We start from the raw sequence: 15,630 nt of genomic DNA on the forward strand, positions 1-15,630 counted from the left end.
CCCGGATTCGGCTCGCGAACGCGAGCCGAATCCGTTGTGCGCTTCACCAGCCGGAGCCGGAACCGCCCGAGCCGGTATTGGCCAGAATCGTGCCGATCACCATCTGCGCGAGACCGGCGACCGAACCGAGAAACTCCATTGTTATCCCTTTCCACTGCGCCGATTGGCCGGCGTAGGCGTGAACCTAGCCGACCCGGCATGTGAAAGGGGATTATTTCATTTATTTCAGGATGGAAGAGTTCAGCGCAGGGTGACCTGACGCGAACGCAGCCCGTCGCGCGAACGACGCTCTTCGCTCGACATCGGGGCATCCGAGGCCAGCGCCTCCGCCAGCCGCGCACCGAATTCCCGTGCGGGCGTTTCCCATTCGGTCGGGTGCCGCTCGGGATCGAGATCGAACACCGGCACCAGCAGACCGTGTGTGCGGAACGAGCCGGCGAAGCGCGAGCCCTCGCCCATGTGCAGCCCGCCGCCGGCGTGCACCCGTGCCAGCGCCAGCATCAGCTTGTCCTCGTCCTCGGGACGCACCCAGCGCACGTGCGCCTTCTCGCCCGCGTCGACCCACCAAGCCGCGCCGACGCCGTCGGCTCCGAGATCCAGCCGCGCCGAGGGCATGATCGCCTGCTTGGCCTGCTCGATCGTCGCCGCCACCTGCGGATCGGGGGTCACGCCCTCGGGCACCCACCAGTCGAAGTCCTGGTGCACGGTGAGCTCGAGGTCGGCGCCCGGATCGATGACGTCGGCCAGGCGCGGACCGCCCTGGACCGCGTCGGCCGAGTTCAGCGACTCGCCCGGCTCGGCGGACTGGGTCCACAGGATCGCCGCGGCGATGTCGGCGTTCGGGTCGGAGCCCTGGTACTGCATCTGCGTGCCGACGAAGCCGACGGGCTCGTCACCGGCGCGCACCAGCGCGGCCACCGCACCGGGCAGCACCGTCGCCAGCGTCACCTCGCGCTGCGCCGCGACACCGGGCGCCAGCTTCAAGGTCGCGGTCGCCGACGGCACGAACTCCCGCAGCGCCACCAGATCACATTCGGCAGCAAGCCCCTCGAACGGCCGCGTCACGGCCGCAGATGCCTGCTCCTGCGCCGCACGCCGCTCGGCGAGACGCTGAGCCCGATTACTGTCGGGCTTCGGACTGTTCCGCTTGCTTTTACCCACGCACGGAGTTTATGGCCGGGCGACTGTGGACCACTTCTCGCCCCACCCAGCCACCCCGCCCCGACCCGAGGAGGGGCAGGCCGACGCAGTCGGCCGTCGCGGCCGTCCCGTCGATCAGGTGCCGTTGCGTCCGCGACGAAGGAGCAAGCAACGGCACCTGATCGACGGGACAGGAGGGGCCGCGACCTCGAGCGCGCCAGCGCTCCAACAGCACAGCTCAGACGCCGGCCAGCAGCGACTTCGTGCGGCCGGGATGGTTGGTGGCGACCCANACAGCACAGCTCAGACGCCGGCCAGCAGCGACTTCGTGCGGCCGGGATGGTTGGTGGCGACCCAGCTGACGCCCAGGTCGGCGCACAGTGTCACGTCGTCGGGATCGTCGACGGTCCAGCAGTAGGTGGCCCGGCCCGCAGCGGCGGCCTTGTCGACGAGTTCGGGGTGTTCGCGCAGCGTCTTCACCGACGGGCCGACGGCGGTGGCGCCGACGGTGGTCGCCGCGCCGCCGCCGAGGAAGCGCGAGGACTCACCGAGCAGCACGGTCGGCAGCAGCGGCGCGGCGCGGCGGATCCGCCAGACCGCCGTCGCGGCGAACGACATCACCACGGCGCGGGAGTGATCGGCCGAGGCGGGCGTCGCGATGCCGAAGCGCTGCAGTTCGGCGAGCACCTTGTTCTCCACCAGGGCGCCGTAGCGCACGGGGTGCTTGGTCTCGATGAACAGCTTGGTCGGCCTGCTGCGCCAGTCGAGGACCAGACCGATGAGATCGCTGAGGGCGAGCACGCCCGACGGCGCGTCCTCGGTGCCGAAGTTCATGTCGCGCAGCTCGGCCAGGGTCAGCTCGCTGACCAGGCCGGTGGCGTCGGAGGTGCGGTCGACGGTGCGGTCGTGCACGCAGACCAGATGCCCGTCGCGGGTCAGCCGGACGTCGCACTCGACGCCGTCGGCGCCCTCCTCGAGGGCCAGCTCGTACGCGGCGAGAGTGTGCTCGGGGCGCGCAGCGGACGCACCACGGTGCGCGACGACGAATGGCGCCCGATTGCCCTGGCTCACTTGGCCACAACCTCCTCCTGCGCATTCTCGCCTGTTTCGACGGAATCCGCGCGTTCAGTGTCATCCTGCCCGCTCGCGGGGGCGCCGGGCTGCACCGGGGCGATGACGGCCTCGGCCGGGTCGGCGGCCATCACCCAGCGGTGCGCAGAGCGCGGCGCGCCCCGCAGGTCACGGCCTTCGAGCAGCCGCACGGTCCACAGCGTGAGCACCGCGAAACCGGCCGCGCACAGATCGCTGAACGCGGTGAACGAGACGCCGTCGGCCTCGGCCTGCAGTGTCGACGCGTCGCGCCAGAGGGTGGCGCCGACCAGGATCAGGCCGCTGACCACCCAGGCCGCCCACCAGATCCGAACGGCCCGCTGGGCGCGGGGATCGGGTGCGGACCCGAGCAATTCGGTGAGGAAGACGCCGGGCCAGATCAGGTTCACACCGGGCACCAGGCAGCCGAGCACCAGCGCCCAGCGGCGCCGTGGATCGCGCCTGCCCTGCGCGGCGAAGGCGCTCTTGCGCGCCTCGATCAGCCAGGCGATCAGCGCGAGCGCGGTGGCGAGGGCGCACAGCGGCGCGATGACGCCGAACACCCACACCGACATGTCGGAGATCACCAGCAGCCAGTTCGGGATGAGGGTGGTGCGGTTGCGCAGCAGGATGAGATAGCGGCCGTACTCGGCGCAGGCGGCGACCAGGAAGGCCAGCGCCGTCACCACGAGCAGGACATCGCGCGAGGCCGCCAGGCCCCACAGCGGTCGCTCCGCGGCGCGGGCGGGCGCGGGCGGCGCATCGAGCAGGCCCCAGCGCGGGATCTCGGTGTAGCGCGGGGTGGGGCCGACCGGCGCCCGTACGGTGGCGGCCGCGGCCTTGCGCGCGCGATGGTCGGGCCTGCGGGCGATCCAGCGGTAGTTGCGCTGGGCGGCGGGCGCGTCGACCTTGCCCGGCGACAGCAGCACGCCACGGCACCGGGGGCACCAGTGCATCGGCGCGCCCTGCACAGCCCATCGCGCGCCACAGCGTGCACATGGTTGCACCACCGAACTCACCCGCGCACCCCGTTCCGGACTAGTAGATCTTGGCTTCGTGCTCGCCGTCGGCGACCACCGGACGGCCGGTCTGCTGCCAGGCCACCATCCCACCCGCGACGTTCACCGCCTCGTACCCGATGTGGGCCAGATACTTGACGACCTCGATCGAACGCCCGCCCTGCCTGCACACCACGTACACCTCGGCGTCGATGTCGATCTCGTCGAGCCGGGCCGGCACGTCGACCATCGGGATGTGGATCGCGCCGGGCGCGTGCCCGAGCTCCCACTCGTCGGGTTCGCGCACGTCGAGCAGCTGGGCGCCGGGGGCCGGTTCGGCGTGGTCGAACGCGGCGGGTACCGCACCCACCGGCACCGTGGGCACATCGGAGCTCGTCACGCCTCGATCCTGCCATGCCGGAAGCGACGCCGGGCGGGGCAATGCGCGGTCTGGGGATGGATCCCGGTTATCCACAGAATCCACAACTTGATCCACAGGTCTCAGCTATCGGTCAGCACACAATCGTGAGGCGGTGGCTATCAACCGAGGTGACATGGCGCGAAGTCAGCGGCGGAACGGCCGATCCGGGACTCCCCTCCATGTCATCCCGGAGCGGCCGTTCGCCGCTGACGTCGGGATTCCGACCTCCCATCGGTCCCGACATCTACTTGGACGCGAGCCGGGCCGATTCGGTTCCATAAAAACGACATCAGTAGAGAAAATCCTAAATCCTGGGATCTGGGCGGGCCGATCGGTAGCCTGAGCGCATGAACGTGAGCAGGGGGCTACTCGACAGTTTCGACATCAACGGCCTGAATACCGCTTTGTCCGAATCAACCTGTCTCGGAGTAGAGGTGGACGCCGCCGCGGGGCGGCTGCAGCTCGCTCTCGAGGTGCTGACGCTACCCGCCGACGGCGAGACGCCGATCGACACCAAAGTCCTGCTCACCTTCACGGGGGTCACCCGGGTGGCCGCGTCCCTGCGCATCCAGCGCTGGGACGACATCGACGCCCGCGTCCTCCCCCTCACCCTCGAGCAGCTCGACGAGGCCATCGAGAGTTTCGGTGGCGGCGGGCTGCACGGCTGGGAATTCATCGACCTCGACGACAGCGGCTGGACCCTGTGGAGCGAGTTGCTCAGCTTCGACACCGTGCTCGACAACCGGATCGCGGCGCACGTCATCGAGTTCTCCCAAGAAGAGGGCATCGACCCGCGCGAACTCGACGTCCGCGTCTGGTTCGACCGGATCACCGTGACCGACCCGGCGGGCCGGGAGATCCCGATGGCCGATTTCATCGCGGGCGGCAAGCGCTGGTGGGCCGCCCACGATTCCGGCGATCTGCGGGCCTCCAAGGCCGACGTCGCACCGCCGCTGTAGGTACCGCCCGCGGACACCTGGGTTTCCTCCGGCGTGATTCGAAGGGAATGCGGGGCCGACCGTCCGGGGTTGCATCGAGCGGGTGTACGAATGATGGTTGGTGTGCTCGTCCGAATGGGCGCACACAGCCCGACATACGGAAAGGGACATCGTGGCCGTCTACACGCTGCCGGAACTGGACTACGACTTCGGCGCACTGGAGCCGCACATCTCCGGTCAGATCAACGAGATCCACTACACCAAGCACCACGCCGCCTACGTCGCCGGCGCCAACAAGGCGCTGGAGCAGCTCGAAGAGGCCCGCGAGAACGGCGACCTGGCGAACATCCTCCTGCTGGAGAAGAACCTCGCGTTCCACCTGGGTGGTCACTACAACCACTCCGTCTGGTGGAAGAACCTCTCCCCCAACGGTGGCGACCAGCCCGACGGTGACCTCGCCGCCGCGATCGCCGACCAGTTCGGTTCGTTCGACAAGTTCCGCGCGCAGTTCACCGCTGCCGCGAACGGCCTGCAGGGCTCCGGCTGGGCCGTCCTGGGTTACGACACCCTGGGCCAGAAGCTGCTGACCTTCCAGCTGTACGACCAGCAGGCCAACGTGCCGACCGGCATCATCCCGCTGCTGCAGGTCGACATGTGGGAGCACGCCTTCTACCTGCAGTACAAGAACGTCAAGGCCGACTACGTGACCGCGTTCTGGAACGTCGTCAACTGGGCCGACGTGCAGGACCGCTTCGCCCGCGCGGTGTCGCAGGGCAAGGGCCTGATCTTCGGCTAGTCCGGCCCGCGTTCTCGCTTTCGCGAAAGACCTCCAGCGTCCGCTGGGGGTCTTTTGCGTTCTTTGCCCTGTTCCTGGCACTCAGTGGTACTTGTGTGCCAGATGGGTTTCGGGCTATTCCTGACGTACCGGGCAGCGCAGCCCCCGGAAAATCGGGAGGCCATCATGACGACACAGGGTCCGATCGGGATCACGCCCTTCCAGGCGCGCGGTCATCTGCAGGGATTCGTGGTTTCGGGCCGCTGGCCGGACACCACCAAGGAATGGGCGCAGGTCCTGGTGCTCGCCGTGCGGGTGGCCTCGATGCCCGGCCTGTTGACGACCTCGACCGTGTTCGGGGTGCGCGAGGAACTGCCCGACGACCCGGAACCGGGCACGGTCGGGCTGGTGCTGGCCGAGGGGCCGGTGCTGGGCGAGGAGGCGATCGAGCCGGGCCGGTTCGCGGCGCACGTGCCGCCCGCGTTGCTGATGCTGCATCCGCCGTCGGAGACCCGGCCGTCGCTGCCCGAGTGCACCGGCGCCGCCTCGGGCTGCGTGCTGCTGCCCGGCGTGCCGCATCTGGGTCTCGAGCATCGCGCGGCCTGGGCCGAGGCCGAGCTGGACGGCACGGTCACCTCGCTGGTGAGCCGGGTCGGGATGGATCTGATCAGCGATCCCGACACCGCCGTCCTGGCAATGCTGCTGGCGGCCTGAGGCTTTCGCGACACCGGCCCGGCGAATACCCGGCAACGGGCATCCGCGACGCCGAAATCAGGGATACCGAACTATTCGGGCCGCGCAGCCAAACTTATTGCGGCCATAGCGATTTCGCTAACAATGAGTTGGCATACCACCAGCTATCGCGCTAGGGTGGACACCAGCGAAGGGGAGTAGCCCGCAATCGCGCAGTCGACATACTGATCGGCGCCACATTCGGCGCGGTCCGGCTGCGTGAACCGGTCACCACCGGTGGGCGAGACCTTCGGCCACGAACCGATCCGTCGACCGGTGTGGCTGGAGGCGCACCCGTTTCTTCAGCCGCAGGCCGGAGTACCACCCTGGGAGCTGAATTCATGATCGCCACGATCCTGCTGAGCTTCGGCGTGCTCTTCCTCGCCGAGCTGGGCGATAAATCGCAGCTGATGGCGCTCACCTTCTCGCTGCGTTATCGCTGGTGGGTGGTGCTGTCGGGGATCACCGTGGCCAGCGTCGCCGTCAATCTCATCGCCGCCGGTGTCGGCCATTTCCTCGGTACCGCGCTGCCCGCGAACGCGATCGCCGTCGTCACCGCGCTCACGCTGCTGGTCGTCGGCCTGTGGACGCTGCGCGACGCCCTCGGCTCCGCCGACGAGACCGACGACGCTCCCCCTCCCAGCACCCGCAACGCCTTCCTGGTCGTCATCTCCGCCTTCATGCTCGCCGAGCTCGGCGACCGCACCATGTTCGCCGCCGCCGCGCTGGCCTCCAAGAACGGCTGGCTCGCGGTGTGGATCGGCTCGACCCTCGGCATGGTCGCCGCGGGCGCCCTCGCGATCCTGGTCGGCAAGCTCGCGGGCAAGCACCTCCCCGAGCGTGGCATCGCGTTCGCCTCCGGCCTGCTGTTCCTGTTCTTCGCCGCCAAGACGATCCTCGACGCGTTCGTGCCCGGCCTGGGCGGCTGGGATTCGACGGGGCTGGCCCTGGCCGTCCCGGTCGTGGTCGGCCTGGGGATCGGCGCCTGGCGGTTCACCCGGACCGGCAGGGCCGCCGCGCCTGCCGAGGATCAGCCGGCGAACGCGTTGCCGTAGACGACGCCGGAGCGGCGGGCCAGGTCGATCAGGGGTTCCTTGAGAGCGCGCAGGCCCACCAGGTCGTCGGCGGCGATCTTGCCGGTGACCATCGCGCCGATGGCGGCGGCCAGCGTGGCGCAGGCGAACTGCTGCTCGTCGGTCTGGGCGCCGAGCATGGCGGCGACGACCGCGACGAAGCGGCTCTGGAGTTCCATCCGCGCCCGCACCGCCGACGGGCCGACCGCGTACACCTCCATCAGGAACAGCCTGGCCGAAGCCGGGTCGTCGATCATGTGGTCGAAGTAGGCGGTGAGGATGGCGTCCATCCTGGTGAACGCGTCGGCCTCGGCGGTCTCGGCGATGACCTCCTGGAGTCGCCCGGCCAGCAGGCCGGAGACCCGGTCGAAGGCCGCGGCGAAGCAGTCCTCCTTGGAGCGGAACAGCTCGTAGAACGTCTCCCGCGAGACCCCGGCCCGTTTGAGCACCGCCGCCACCGGCGTGCCGACGTAGCCGCCCTCGGTCATCGCCTCCCCCATCGCGACGAGGATGCGTTCCCGCTGGGAGGCGACCACTTCTTCGCGCGAGAGGTGGTGCCGTCCGCGCGGGAGTTGGCGCAGGGTGGATGCCGAATCGCTCATCGTCGAACTCCGTGCTCGAGGTCAGGCTTGCCGTTCCATTCTGCGTGGTCGGGCAGGCTGGGTGGTGGTGAAGGGGGCGTCCTCGGTGCGCGCGATCTCGATGGCGCGAGCGACTCGGTTGCCGAGCAACCGCTGCACCAGCTGCTGAGCCAAGGGTCGCACCGGCAGCACGAGCGATACCCACCAGGGTGAGACGACGCTCTTGCGCCTGCGCGCGATCGCCCGGACCAACGCGTCCACCGCGGGACCGATCGGCGAGGTGCCGGTCAGGCTGAGCTCGCGCAGGCCGGTGTGCGCCGCCGCGGTGCCGAAGCCGCGCCGGGTCATCTCGGTATCGATCTCGGCGAAGTAGCTGACGCCCACGCGCGCGCCGGTCGGACGCAACTCGCAGCGCAGCGTGCCCGCCAGCGATTCGACCGCCGCCGCCGAGGCGCTGTAGGCGCCGGCCAGCGGCAACTGCACCGCCGTGGAGATCGACGACATCATCAGCACGTAGCCGCCTGGACGGGCCAGGTGGGGACCGGCGGCCTGCACGGCGTACGCGACGCCGAGCACGTTGACGGCGAGGGTCTCCTCCAGCACGCTCGGATCGCCGCCGATCATCGGCATCTGCTTGGCGATCCCGGCGTTGGCGACGAGCACGTCGAGCCCGCCGAGTTCGCCGACCAGCGCCTCGACCACGCGCTCGACCTGGGCCCGGTCGGCGACGTCGCAGTAGCGCCACGGCGCGTCGCCGCATTCGGCGGCCACCTCCGCCAGCAGTTCCGGTTCCAGTCCGAGCAAAGCGACGTGGGCGCCCTGGGCGGCGAGTTTGCGGGCGAGTGCGGCCCCGATACCGCGCGCTGCCCCGGTGATCAGGACCTTGCGTCCGGCCACCGTCGGAGCGGCGAACGATCTCATGAACGCACGTTACCACCGGAAAACAGCCCTGTTCGCTGGTATTTTCGCAGCTGATCCGGCAGCGTCGGTGGGCGTGATGGGCACCTCACCGGAAACCCGCTAGGGTGCCAATTGACGAAGTGCCAACTAGTAGTCATGAACGAGAGGACCATCGTGGAGATTTCGGGTTCCGCCGCCATCGTCACCGGAGGCGCATCCGGCCTCGGTGCCGCCACCGCCAAGCGTCTCGCCGACGCGGGCGCCACCGTCTTCGGCCTCGACGTCCCGGCGTCGATCGAGCGCGCGGGCGACAACGTCCCCGCCGGTGTCACCCTGATCGCGGCCGACGTCACCAGCGGCGACGAGGTGGCCGCCGCGATCGCCCAGATCACCGAGGGCCCCGCCCCGCTGCGCATCGTGGTCAACTGCGCCGGTGTCGGCTGGGCCGGTCGCATCCTGTCCAAGAACGGCCCGCACGATCTGGAGCTGTTCCGCACCGTCATCACCGTGAACCTGCTCGGCACGTTCAACGTGATGCGCCTGGCCGCCGACGCCATCGCCAAGACCGAGCCGGTCGACGAGTACGGCCAGCGCGGCGTGGTCATCAACACCGCGTCGGTCGCCGCGTTCGAGGGCCAGATCGGCCAGATCGCCTACTCCGCGTCCAAGGGCGGCGTGCACGGCATGACCGTCCCCGCCGCGCGTGACCTGGCCCAGTTCGGCATCCGCGTCAACACCATCGCCCCCGGCATCATCGACACCCCGATGCTGGCCGGTGTCACCGAGGAGTACCGCAAGGGCCTCGAGGCCGGCGTCCCGTTCCCGTCGCGTCTCGGCCGCCCCGACGAGTACGCCCAGCTCGTCGAGTACATCGCGAGCCACGACTACCTCAACGGCGAGACCATCCGCATGGACGGCGCCCTGCGCATGGCCCCGCGCTAGGCACTACGCACTGTGGAACGACTGCCCGTCGCCGGTTTCGGCGGCGGGCAGTCGTCGTTCAGGCCGGGGGGGACGGTGCCGATGCCGAACAGGGCCGTGGTGGACAGCGCGGTGTTCGCGCGGTAGGTGACCGTGAGGTGCTCGACGGCCGCGTCCGTGCGGCGCTGCCATTCCGCCTCGCCCACTTCGTGTCTGAGCGTGGTCAGCGGGGCGCTGCTGCGAGTCATGGTGTCCCACAGCGCAGCCGCGTTCGGGAAGCTCACCTCGACCGTGTGCGGGCGGATCGTCACCGCGTCGAAGCCGGCCGCGCGCATCTCGGCCGCGAAGACGGCGGGGTTCTCCAGGCCGCGCGAGTTGGGCTGCGGTAGCGCGGCGTTCGGGTCGCCCGCGCTCAGCGCGCCGAACAGCGCGCGCATGAGCGAGGAGTCGACCGCGGGCGCCCAGGCCGAGACAACGGCGGTGGCGCCAGGACGCAGGACCCGGCGCAATTCGGCGAAGCCCTGGGGCCGGTCGGCGAAGAACATGAGGCCGAACAGCGAGAATCCGGCGTGGAAGCGGCCGTCCGGGTACGGCAGGTCCTGGCCGTCGCCGACCTGGGCGGTGATCGTGGTGCGCCCGGCGCGTTCGGCGGCCGCGGTGAGCTGTTCGATCATCGGCGCCGAGACGTCGATCGCGTCGACACGCGCCCCTGCGGCCGCGGCCGCGAGACTGAGCAGTCCCGTTCCCGCCGCGACATCGACGACAATGGAATCCGGTTCGAGAGTGACGAATTCGAGCGCGCGCTCGGCGAACGGACCGAGCACGGTCGCCGCCGCCGCGGCATAACCCTCGGCCACCAGATCCCACGGCTGTGCCGTGACCGACGTCCCCTCCGACATGTGCGACCGTTCCTCTCACTCCGCGATCGATGCCCGGACCAAGATTACGGTTCGGTGGCCGTGTGGTGTCAGAGAGTTCGTTCGAAGGTGATCAGGGCGTGGCCGGGGCCGTTGTAGTCCGGCACCGGGCCGGTGACGGTGAACCCTAGGCTGCGGTGGAAATCGATCGAGGTGAAGTTGGCCGGAGAAGTGATGGCGGTGACCACTTTTCGGCCATCGGCCCTGGCCAGCTCGAAGAATTCGTCGTAGAGGGTGCGGCCGAGGCCGACCTTGCGGGCGTCGGGGCGGACGCCGACGAAATGGATGTAGGCCGCGTCGGGGTCGGACGGGGAGCCGAAACCGATGAGGAAGCCGGAGATTCCGTCGTCATCGGTCGCCACCAGGCTGGTGCGGTGGAAGTGGTCGAGGAACAACCTCGGCAGGCTGGGCACCACGGTTCGGCCCCACCAGTGGTCGACCACCCCGATCAGGCCGTCGTAGTCACCGGGCCGCGCCCGGCGGATCAGATGCCCCGCCGCCATCTCTCCATAGTGCGGCCTGCGGGGCTGGTCGGCACCCGTATTCCGCACAGCGAATCCAGCTCTTGCCGCAGGGCGCGATGGCCGCCTCGGGCGAAGCGGCCATCGCGGGGACCTCAGACGGTGCGGGTCAGCCGGTCGGTGAGCAGCTGGGCGAAGCGCGCCGGATCCTTGAGCTCGCCGCCCTCGGCGAGAACCGCGGTGCCGTAGAGCAGTTCGGCGGTCTCGGCGAGCTCGGGAACCTTGCCCTCGTCGGCATCGGACTTGCGCGCGTCGTAGGCGTCGCGCAGGCCGGTGACCAGCGGATGGGTCGGGTTGAGCTCGAGGATGCGCTTGGATTCCGGCAGCGCCTGGCCCGAGGCGCGGTACATGCGCTCGAGCATCGGGGTGAAGTCGAAGACGTCACCGACCAGGCAGGCCGGGGAGGTGGTGAGCCGGTTGGTCAGGCGCACCTCCTTGGCGACCTCGTCGAGGGTCTTGCCGAGCCAGCCGAGCAGATCGGCGAAGTCCTTGTCCTGCTGCTCGCGCAGGGCTTCGGTCTCCTTCTTCTCGTCCTCGGTCTCCAGGTCGACCTCGCCCTTGGCGATGGACTGGAACTTCTTGCCGTCGAACTCCGGCACCGAACCGACCCACATCTCGTCGACGGGGTCGGTCAGGATCAGCACCTCGCGGCCCTTGGCCTTGAACGCCTCCAGATGCGGCGAGTTCTCCACCTGCGCACGGCTTTCGCCGGTCATGTAGTAGATCGCGTCCTGGCCCTCCGGCATCCGCTCCACGTACTGCTTCAGCGTGGTGAGCTCGGACTCCGAGGCGGTCGAGGCGAAAGACGACACGGTGAGCAGGGTTTCGCGGTTGTCGGTGTCGGAGAGCAAGCCCTCCTTGAGCACCCGGCCGAACTGGGTCCAGAAGGTCTGGTACTTGGTCTGATCCTCGGCGCCCTGCAGGTCCTTGACCGTCGACAGCACCTTCTTGACCAGCCGCTTGCGGATCATCTGGATCTGGCGGTCCTGCTGCAGGATCTCGCGCGAGACGTTGAGCGAGAGGTCCTGCGCGTCCACCACGCCCTTGACGAAGCGCAGGTACTCCGGCATCAGCTCTTCGCAGTTGTCCATGATGAACACCCGGCGCACGTAGAGCTGCACGCCGCGCTTGTGCTCGCGGGTGAACAGGTCGAACGGCGCGGTCGACGGGATGAACAGCAGCGCCTGGTATTCGAAGGTGCCCTCGGCCTTCATCGGGATGATCTCGAGCGGCTCGTCCCAGGCGTGGCTGACGTGGTGGTAGAACTCCTTGTACTCCTCGTCGGAGACCTCGCTGCGCGGGCGTGTCCACAGCGCCTTCTGCGAGTTGAGGGTCTGGTCCTCGACAATGGTCTTCTCGACCTTGTCCTCGCCCTCGCCCTCCATCACGGTGCGCTCGACCTGCATGCGGATCGGCCAGGCGATGAAATCGGAGTACTTGCGGACGATCTCGCGCAGCTTCCATTCCTGCGTGTAATCGAAGAGGTGATCGTCCTCGTCGGCGGGCTTGAGCTCGAGGGTGACCGCCGTGCCCTGCGGGGCGTCGGCGACGGTGTCGATCTCGTAGGTGGAGCTACCCGCGGCGGCGCTCCAGCGGGTGCCCTCGGCCTCGCCCGCCTTGCGGGTGGTCAGGGTGACCCGGTCGGCGACCATGAAGGTGGAGTAGAAGCCGATGCCGAACTGGCCGATCAGCTCCTCGGCGGCGGCATCGGACTTGGCCTCGGTGAGCTTGCGGCGCAGCTCGGCGGTGCCGGACTTGGCGAGAGTGCCGATCAGATCGATCACCTCGGCACGGGACATGCCGATGCCGTTGTCCCGGACGGTCAGGATGCGCTTGTCGGCGTCGACCTCCAGCTCGATGTGCAGGTCGGAGGTGTCGGCGACGAGGTCCTTGTCCTGGAACGTGGCCAGCTTCAGCTTGTCCAGTGCGTCGGAAGCGTTCGAGATCAGCTCCCGCAGGAACGTGTCTTTGTTGGAGTAGACCGAGTGGATCATCAGCTCCAGGAGCTGGTGGGTTTCGGCCTGGAACTCGAGGGTTTCGACGTGCTCTGTCACGCCCCCGATCGTATTACCGTCCGAAGTCGGCCAGGGAGGGAACCTCGTCGACGGCCCGTTGCGTCATCCAGTCGCGCAGCACCTGGGTGGCCCGCACGTCGTCCTCGTTGTATTCGAACAGGCGCGTGCGCTGGGACAGGTCCGATTCCGCGTCGTAGCCGACAGCCCGGCGGTACCAGCCCATCGACGCCTCACCGCTGGCCTCCGGGTCGCGCCAGCCGAAGCCGGCGACCGGGGCGATCTTCTTCAATCCCTTGCCGTTGGGGCAGATGAACTGGTCGGTGACGGCCTGGAACATGTCGACCCACTCGGGCGAATCGACGAACGCGCGCACCTGCTCGTGCGTCGGCACGCCCGGCCTGCCCGCGAACCGGCGGGCCGACTCGTAGAGCCATTTGTCCTCGGCGGTGCGCGAGTAGCAGTAGGCGGCAAAGGTTTTGCCCGCGGCGTGCGCCTCGGCGCGTACCGCCATGAGCCAGGTCCAGAACTCGCCGAAGGAGCGGCCCTCGTCCTCGGTGGGCAGCGGGTCCCAGGTGACGAACGGCCGGTAGACGCCGTCGAGCAGGGTGCCCCACAGGTAGGCGCCGTCCTCCTGGTAGCTCTCCAGGTCGACGTCGACCTCCACGTCGGCGCGGCGCACGCTCACCGTGTCGAAGCGGCGCACCAGCGGCGCGCCCTCGATCCAGGCGCGGGCGGTGACCACGGTCTCGGAGAACGGGCCGTGCTGCCAGTCCTCCGGGTCCTCGCCTTCCCAGGCGGCCAGCTCGTCGACGGTCTGCACGCCGTGCACTCGCAGCACGTCGGCCCGGGAGCCGGGCGCCACCAGGCTGACGTCGCGCATCAGCGCCAGCTGACCCTCGCAGCTGGGCTCGCTGCCCGCGCCGCGCACCCACCACGGGCACTGCCTGCACTCGGGCACCTTCGACGGCTGGGTCGGCAGTTCGCCGCGCACCACCGCGATGCGGTCGCCGTAGCGCTGGTCGTAGTCGGCAAGGACATTGGTCAGGTCGTGCACGAGGATGCGGTCGAGGGCCAGGCCGATGGCACCGCCGAGCAGGGCGGGGCTGGCCATGCCGTGCCGCTGCAGCATCCGGTACAGGTGCGCGAGGCGCTGCTGGTCGCGCGGCTGCGGACGCAGTTTCACGTGCTTGTCGCGGCGGGGCTGCCAGCGGAACAGGTCCGAGGTCAGCGGGTGGAAATCGGCCGGATCGGGCCTGCGCGGGTCGGTGACCTTGTGGTTGACCACGATGATCGGGATGTAGCCGCCACGGTCGTCGTCGCGGAGCAGGAACTCGGCGCCGCCACGACGGCCGGTATCGGGTTCCTGCGGCAGCAGCCCGCCCCAGATGCGCGCGGCGCCCGCCGCCATCGCGGCCATCGTCGCCGCGGCCTTCTCCCCCGCGCGCAGCTGCGGCTCGATCACCACCCAGTCGGCGGGTGCGGCGGCCACCAGCTCGTCGCGGACCTTGAGACGGTGCGCGGCGGCGGCCTCCCGGCGCTGCTGAACGCCCGGATCCTCCCTGACCTCGGCGATGGTCCCCGGATGCTCGGCATCCAGGCGCAGGCGGTGCCTGCACCCGATCAGCGAGCGCGCGTCCAGGAAGGCGATCCGGGACTCGGCGAGCCCGGTATCGGTACCTCGATCGAGCGCAGCGGAAGCGGGGGCCGGGCGATGCACCGGCCCGCCGTCGAAGTCGTCCTCGGCTGCACGCACGCAAGCAGTATGGTCCCTCCCCCCGACACAATGCCCAATCGCTACCCTCATCCCACTACGCTACGAAGTACGGCAGGCCGCTACCCCGGCACTGCCTCATGACTTGGCGAGCATGACGGAGGGCCTGATCTCATGGGGTTGTTCAGCAAGCGCAAGCGGCGCCCGAGCCGACGCGCTGAGGCGAAGGCGCTCAAGCACAAAGCCGCCGTGGAGGCGAAGCTGAGCGCCAAGAACGAGCGCAAGGCCGCCAAGGCGAGCGAACGCACCACCCGGCGCGCGGCCAAGGCACAGGCCAAGACCGAGGCCAAGGTGGCCAAGGCGCAGATCGCGACCCTGCAGGCCGAGGAGAAGGCCGCCCAGAAGCTGGCGGCCAAGGCCGACCGCGAACTGTTCAGCGCGAGCCAGATCCGCAAGTACATCGGCGTCGCCCGGGTGCTGGTCCCGGTGCTCGCGCCGCTGGCCTACCGCGGCGCCACCTACGTGCGCGGCCAGCTCGACGCCCGCAAGGCACAGCAGCTCGGCATCGGGCTCGATCAGCTTGGCGAGTTCAGCGGTCACGGCGCGCGCCTGCAGGCCCGCATCACCAACACCGAGAGCGCGCTCGACAAGGTCGCCGCCGACGCCCCCGGCGACGCCGACACCAAGAAGTTCGTCGAGGCCGCCCGGTCCCGGCTGACCGACCTGACCGTCGCGGTGAACACCGCCGAGCAGATGCCCGCCGCGCGCCGCAAGGCCGTGCACGCGTCCATCTCGGCCGAACTGGGCGTGCTGGAGACCGACGCGCTCGCCCGGCTCGGCGTGCGCTGATCCCGTCGTGACCACGCCGCAGCTCACCGCCCGCCTGCGCGGGGGTGGC

16 protein-coding genes are annotated in these 15,630 nt (G+C 69.5%); 6 read left to right on the forward strand and 10 right to left on the reverse strand.

Annotated elements, in window-relative coordinates:
• Nucleotides 1-240: 240 nt before the first annotated feature.
• From V8688_RS26285 to V8688_RS26300, 4 genes are all read right to left on the reverse strand, one after another.
• Complete coding sequence (locus V8688_RS26285; RefSeq protein WP_218716134.1) at nt 241-1,161, reverse strand: DUF5926 family protein; 921 nt, start codon at nt 1,159-1,161, stop codon at nt 241-243.
• 282 nt (nt 1,162-1,443) lie between these two features.
• Nucleotides 1,444-2,211, reverse strand: a complete 768-nt coding sequence (locus V8688_RS26290) for a glycerophosphodiester phosphodiesterase (protein ID WP_316573115.1) — start codon at nt 2,209-2,211, stop codon at nt 1,444-1,446.
• Nucleotides 2,208-3,158 (reverse strand): DUF4328 domain-containing protein, encoded by a 951-nt coding sequence (locus tag V8688_RS26295; RefSeq protein ID WP_308248333.1) that lies wholly within the window; start codon nt 3,156-3,158, stop codon nt 2,208-2,210. The genes V8688_RS26290 and V8688_RS26295 overlap by 4 nt, the downstream gene beginning before the upstream one ends.
• 109 nt (nt 3,159-3,267) lie before the next feature.
• On the reverse strand, nt 3,268-3,627 hold the full coding sequence (locus V8688_RS26300; protein ID WP_218716131.1) for a rhodanese-like domain-containing protein: 360 nt from the start codon (nt 3,625-3,627) through the stop codon (nt 3,268-3,270).
• A gap of 368 nt (nt 3,628-3,995) precedes the next feature.
• On the opposite strand from V8688_RS26300, the gene V8688_RS26305 reads away from it, so the two are divergent.
• The 4 genes from V8688_RS26305 to V8688_RS26320 all read left to right on the forward strand — a co-directional run bounded on the left by V8688_RS26305 (nt 3,996) and on the right by V8688_RS26320 (nt 7,148).
• Nucleotides 3,996-4,607 carry a hypothetical protein gene (locus tag V8688_RS26305; protein WP_218716130.1) on the forward strand — a complete coding sequence of 204 codons (612 nt, stop codon included), beginning with the start codon at nt 3,996-3,998 and terminating at the stop codon, nt 4,605-4,607.
• A gap of 151 nt (nt 4,608-4,758) precedes the next feature.
• On the forward strand, nt 4,759-5,382 hold the full coding sequence (locus V8688_RS26310; protein ID WP_218716129.1) for a superoxide dismutase: 624 nt from the start codon (nt 4,759-4,761) through the stop codon (nt 5,380-5,382).
• 165 nt (nt 5,383-5,547) lie between these two features.
• A complete protein-coding gene (locus V8688_RS26315; RefSeq protein WP_218716128.1) occupies nt 5,548-6,075 on the forward strand; it encodes a peptidase in 528 nt (175 codons plus the stop codon).
• Between the two features lie 359 nt (nt 6,076-6,434).
• Entirely contained in the window at nt 6,435-7,148 is a 714-nt protein-coding gene (locus V8688_RS26320) for a TMEM165/GDT1 family protein (protein ID WP_342801914.1), read from the forward strand.
• Here the strand turns inward: V8688_RS26320 and V8688_RS26325 are convergent.
• The gene (locus V8688_RS26325; RefSeq protein ID WP_218716126.1) at nt 7,124-7,768 is read right to left on the reverse strand and encodes a TetR/AcrR family transcriptional regulator; all 645 of its coding nucleotides are present in this window, start codon (nt 7,766-7,768) and stop codon (nt 7,124-7,126) included. The two genes, V8688_RS26320 and V8688_RS26325, sit on opposite strands and share 25 nt — an antisense overlap.
• Nucleotides 7,769-7,789: 21 nt before the next feature.
• Entirely contained in the window at nt 7,790-8,668 is an 879-nt protein-coding gene (locus V8688_RS26330; RefSeq protein ID WP_218716125.1) for an SDR family NAD(P)-dependent oxidoreductase, read from the reverse strand.
• A gap of 153 nt (nt 8,669-8,821) precedes the next feature.
• Here V8688_RS26330 and V8688_RS26335 point away from each other — a divergent pair, with 153 nt between their 5' ends.
• Nucleotides 8,822-9,589 (forward strand): SDR family NAD(P)-dependent oxidoreductase, encoded by a 768-nt coding sequence (locus V8688_RS26335; RefSeq protein ID WP_218716139.1) that lies wholly within the window; start codon nt 8,822-8,824, stop codon nt 9,587-9,589.
• Here V8688_RS26335 and V8688_RS26340 read toward each other — a convergent pair.
• From V8688_RS26340 to V8688_RS26355, 4 genes are all read right to left on the reverse strand, one after another.
• Nucleotides 9,586-10,467 carry a methyltransferase domain-containing protein gene (locus V8688_RS26340; RefSeq protein WP_342801915.1) on the reverse strand — a complete coding sequence of 294 codons (882 nt, stop codon included), beginning with the start codon at nt 10,465-10,467 and terminating at the stop codon, nt 9,586-9,588. The genes V8688_RS26335 and V8688_RS26340 overlap by 4 nt on opposite strands.
• Before the next feature lie 68 nt (nt 10,468-10,535).
• Nucleotides 10,536-10,988: a GNAT family N-acetyltransferase gene (locus V8688_RS26345; protein WP_218716124.1), complete on the reverse strand. Its 453-nt coding sequence runs from the start codon at nt 10,986-10,988 to the stop codon at nt 10,536-10,538.
• A 113-nt stretch (nt 10,989-11,101) separates the two neighbouring features.
• Nucleotides 11,102-13,060, reverse strand: coding sequence for a molecular chaperone HtpG (gene htpG, locus V8688_RS26350; RefSeq protein ID WP_218716123.1), 1,959 nt, complete (start codon nt 13,058-13,060; stop codon nt 11,102-11,104).
• Between the two features lie 13 nt (nt 13,061-13,073).
• On the reverse strand, nt 13,074-14,669 hold the full coding sequence (locus V8688_RS26355) for a TM0106 family RecB-like putative nuclease (protein WP_342801916.1): 1,596 nt from the start codon (nt 14,667-14,669) through the stop codon (nt 13,074-13,076).
• 237 nt (nt 14,670-14,906) lie between these two features.
• On the opposite strand from V8688_RS26355, the gene V8688_RS26360 reads away from it, so the two are divergent.
• Nucleotides 14,907-15,581 (forward strand): DUF6474 family protein, encoded by a 675-nt coding sequence (locus V8688_RS26360; RefSeq protein WP_218716122.1) that lies wholly within the window; start codon nt 14,907-14,909, stop codon nt 15,579-15,581.
• The last annotated feature ends 49 nt before the right edge of the window (nt 15,582-15,630 follow it).

Source organism: Nocardia sp. No.11, from assembly GCF_038752175.1.
Taxonomy (GTDB): domain Bacteria; phylum Actinomycetota; class Actinomycetes; order Mycobacteriales; family Mycobacteriaceae; genus Nocardia; species Nocardia canadensis.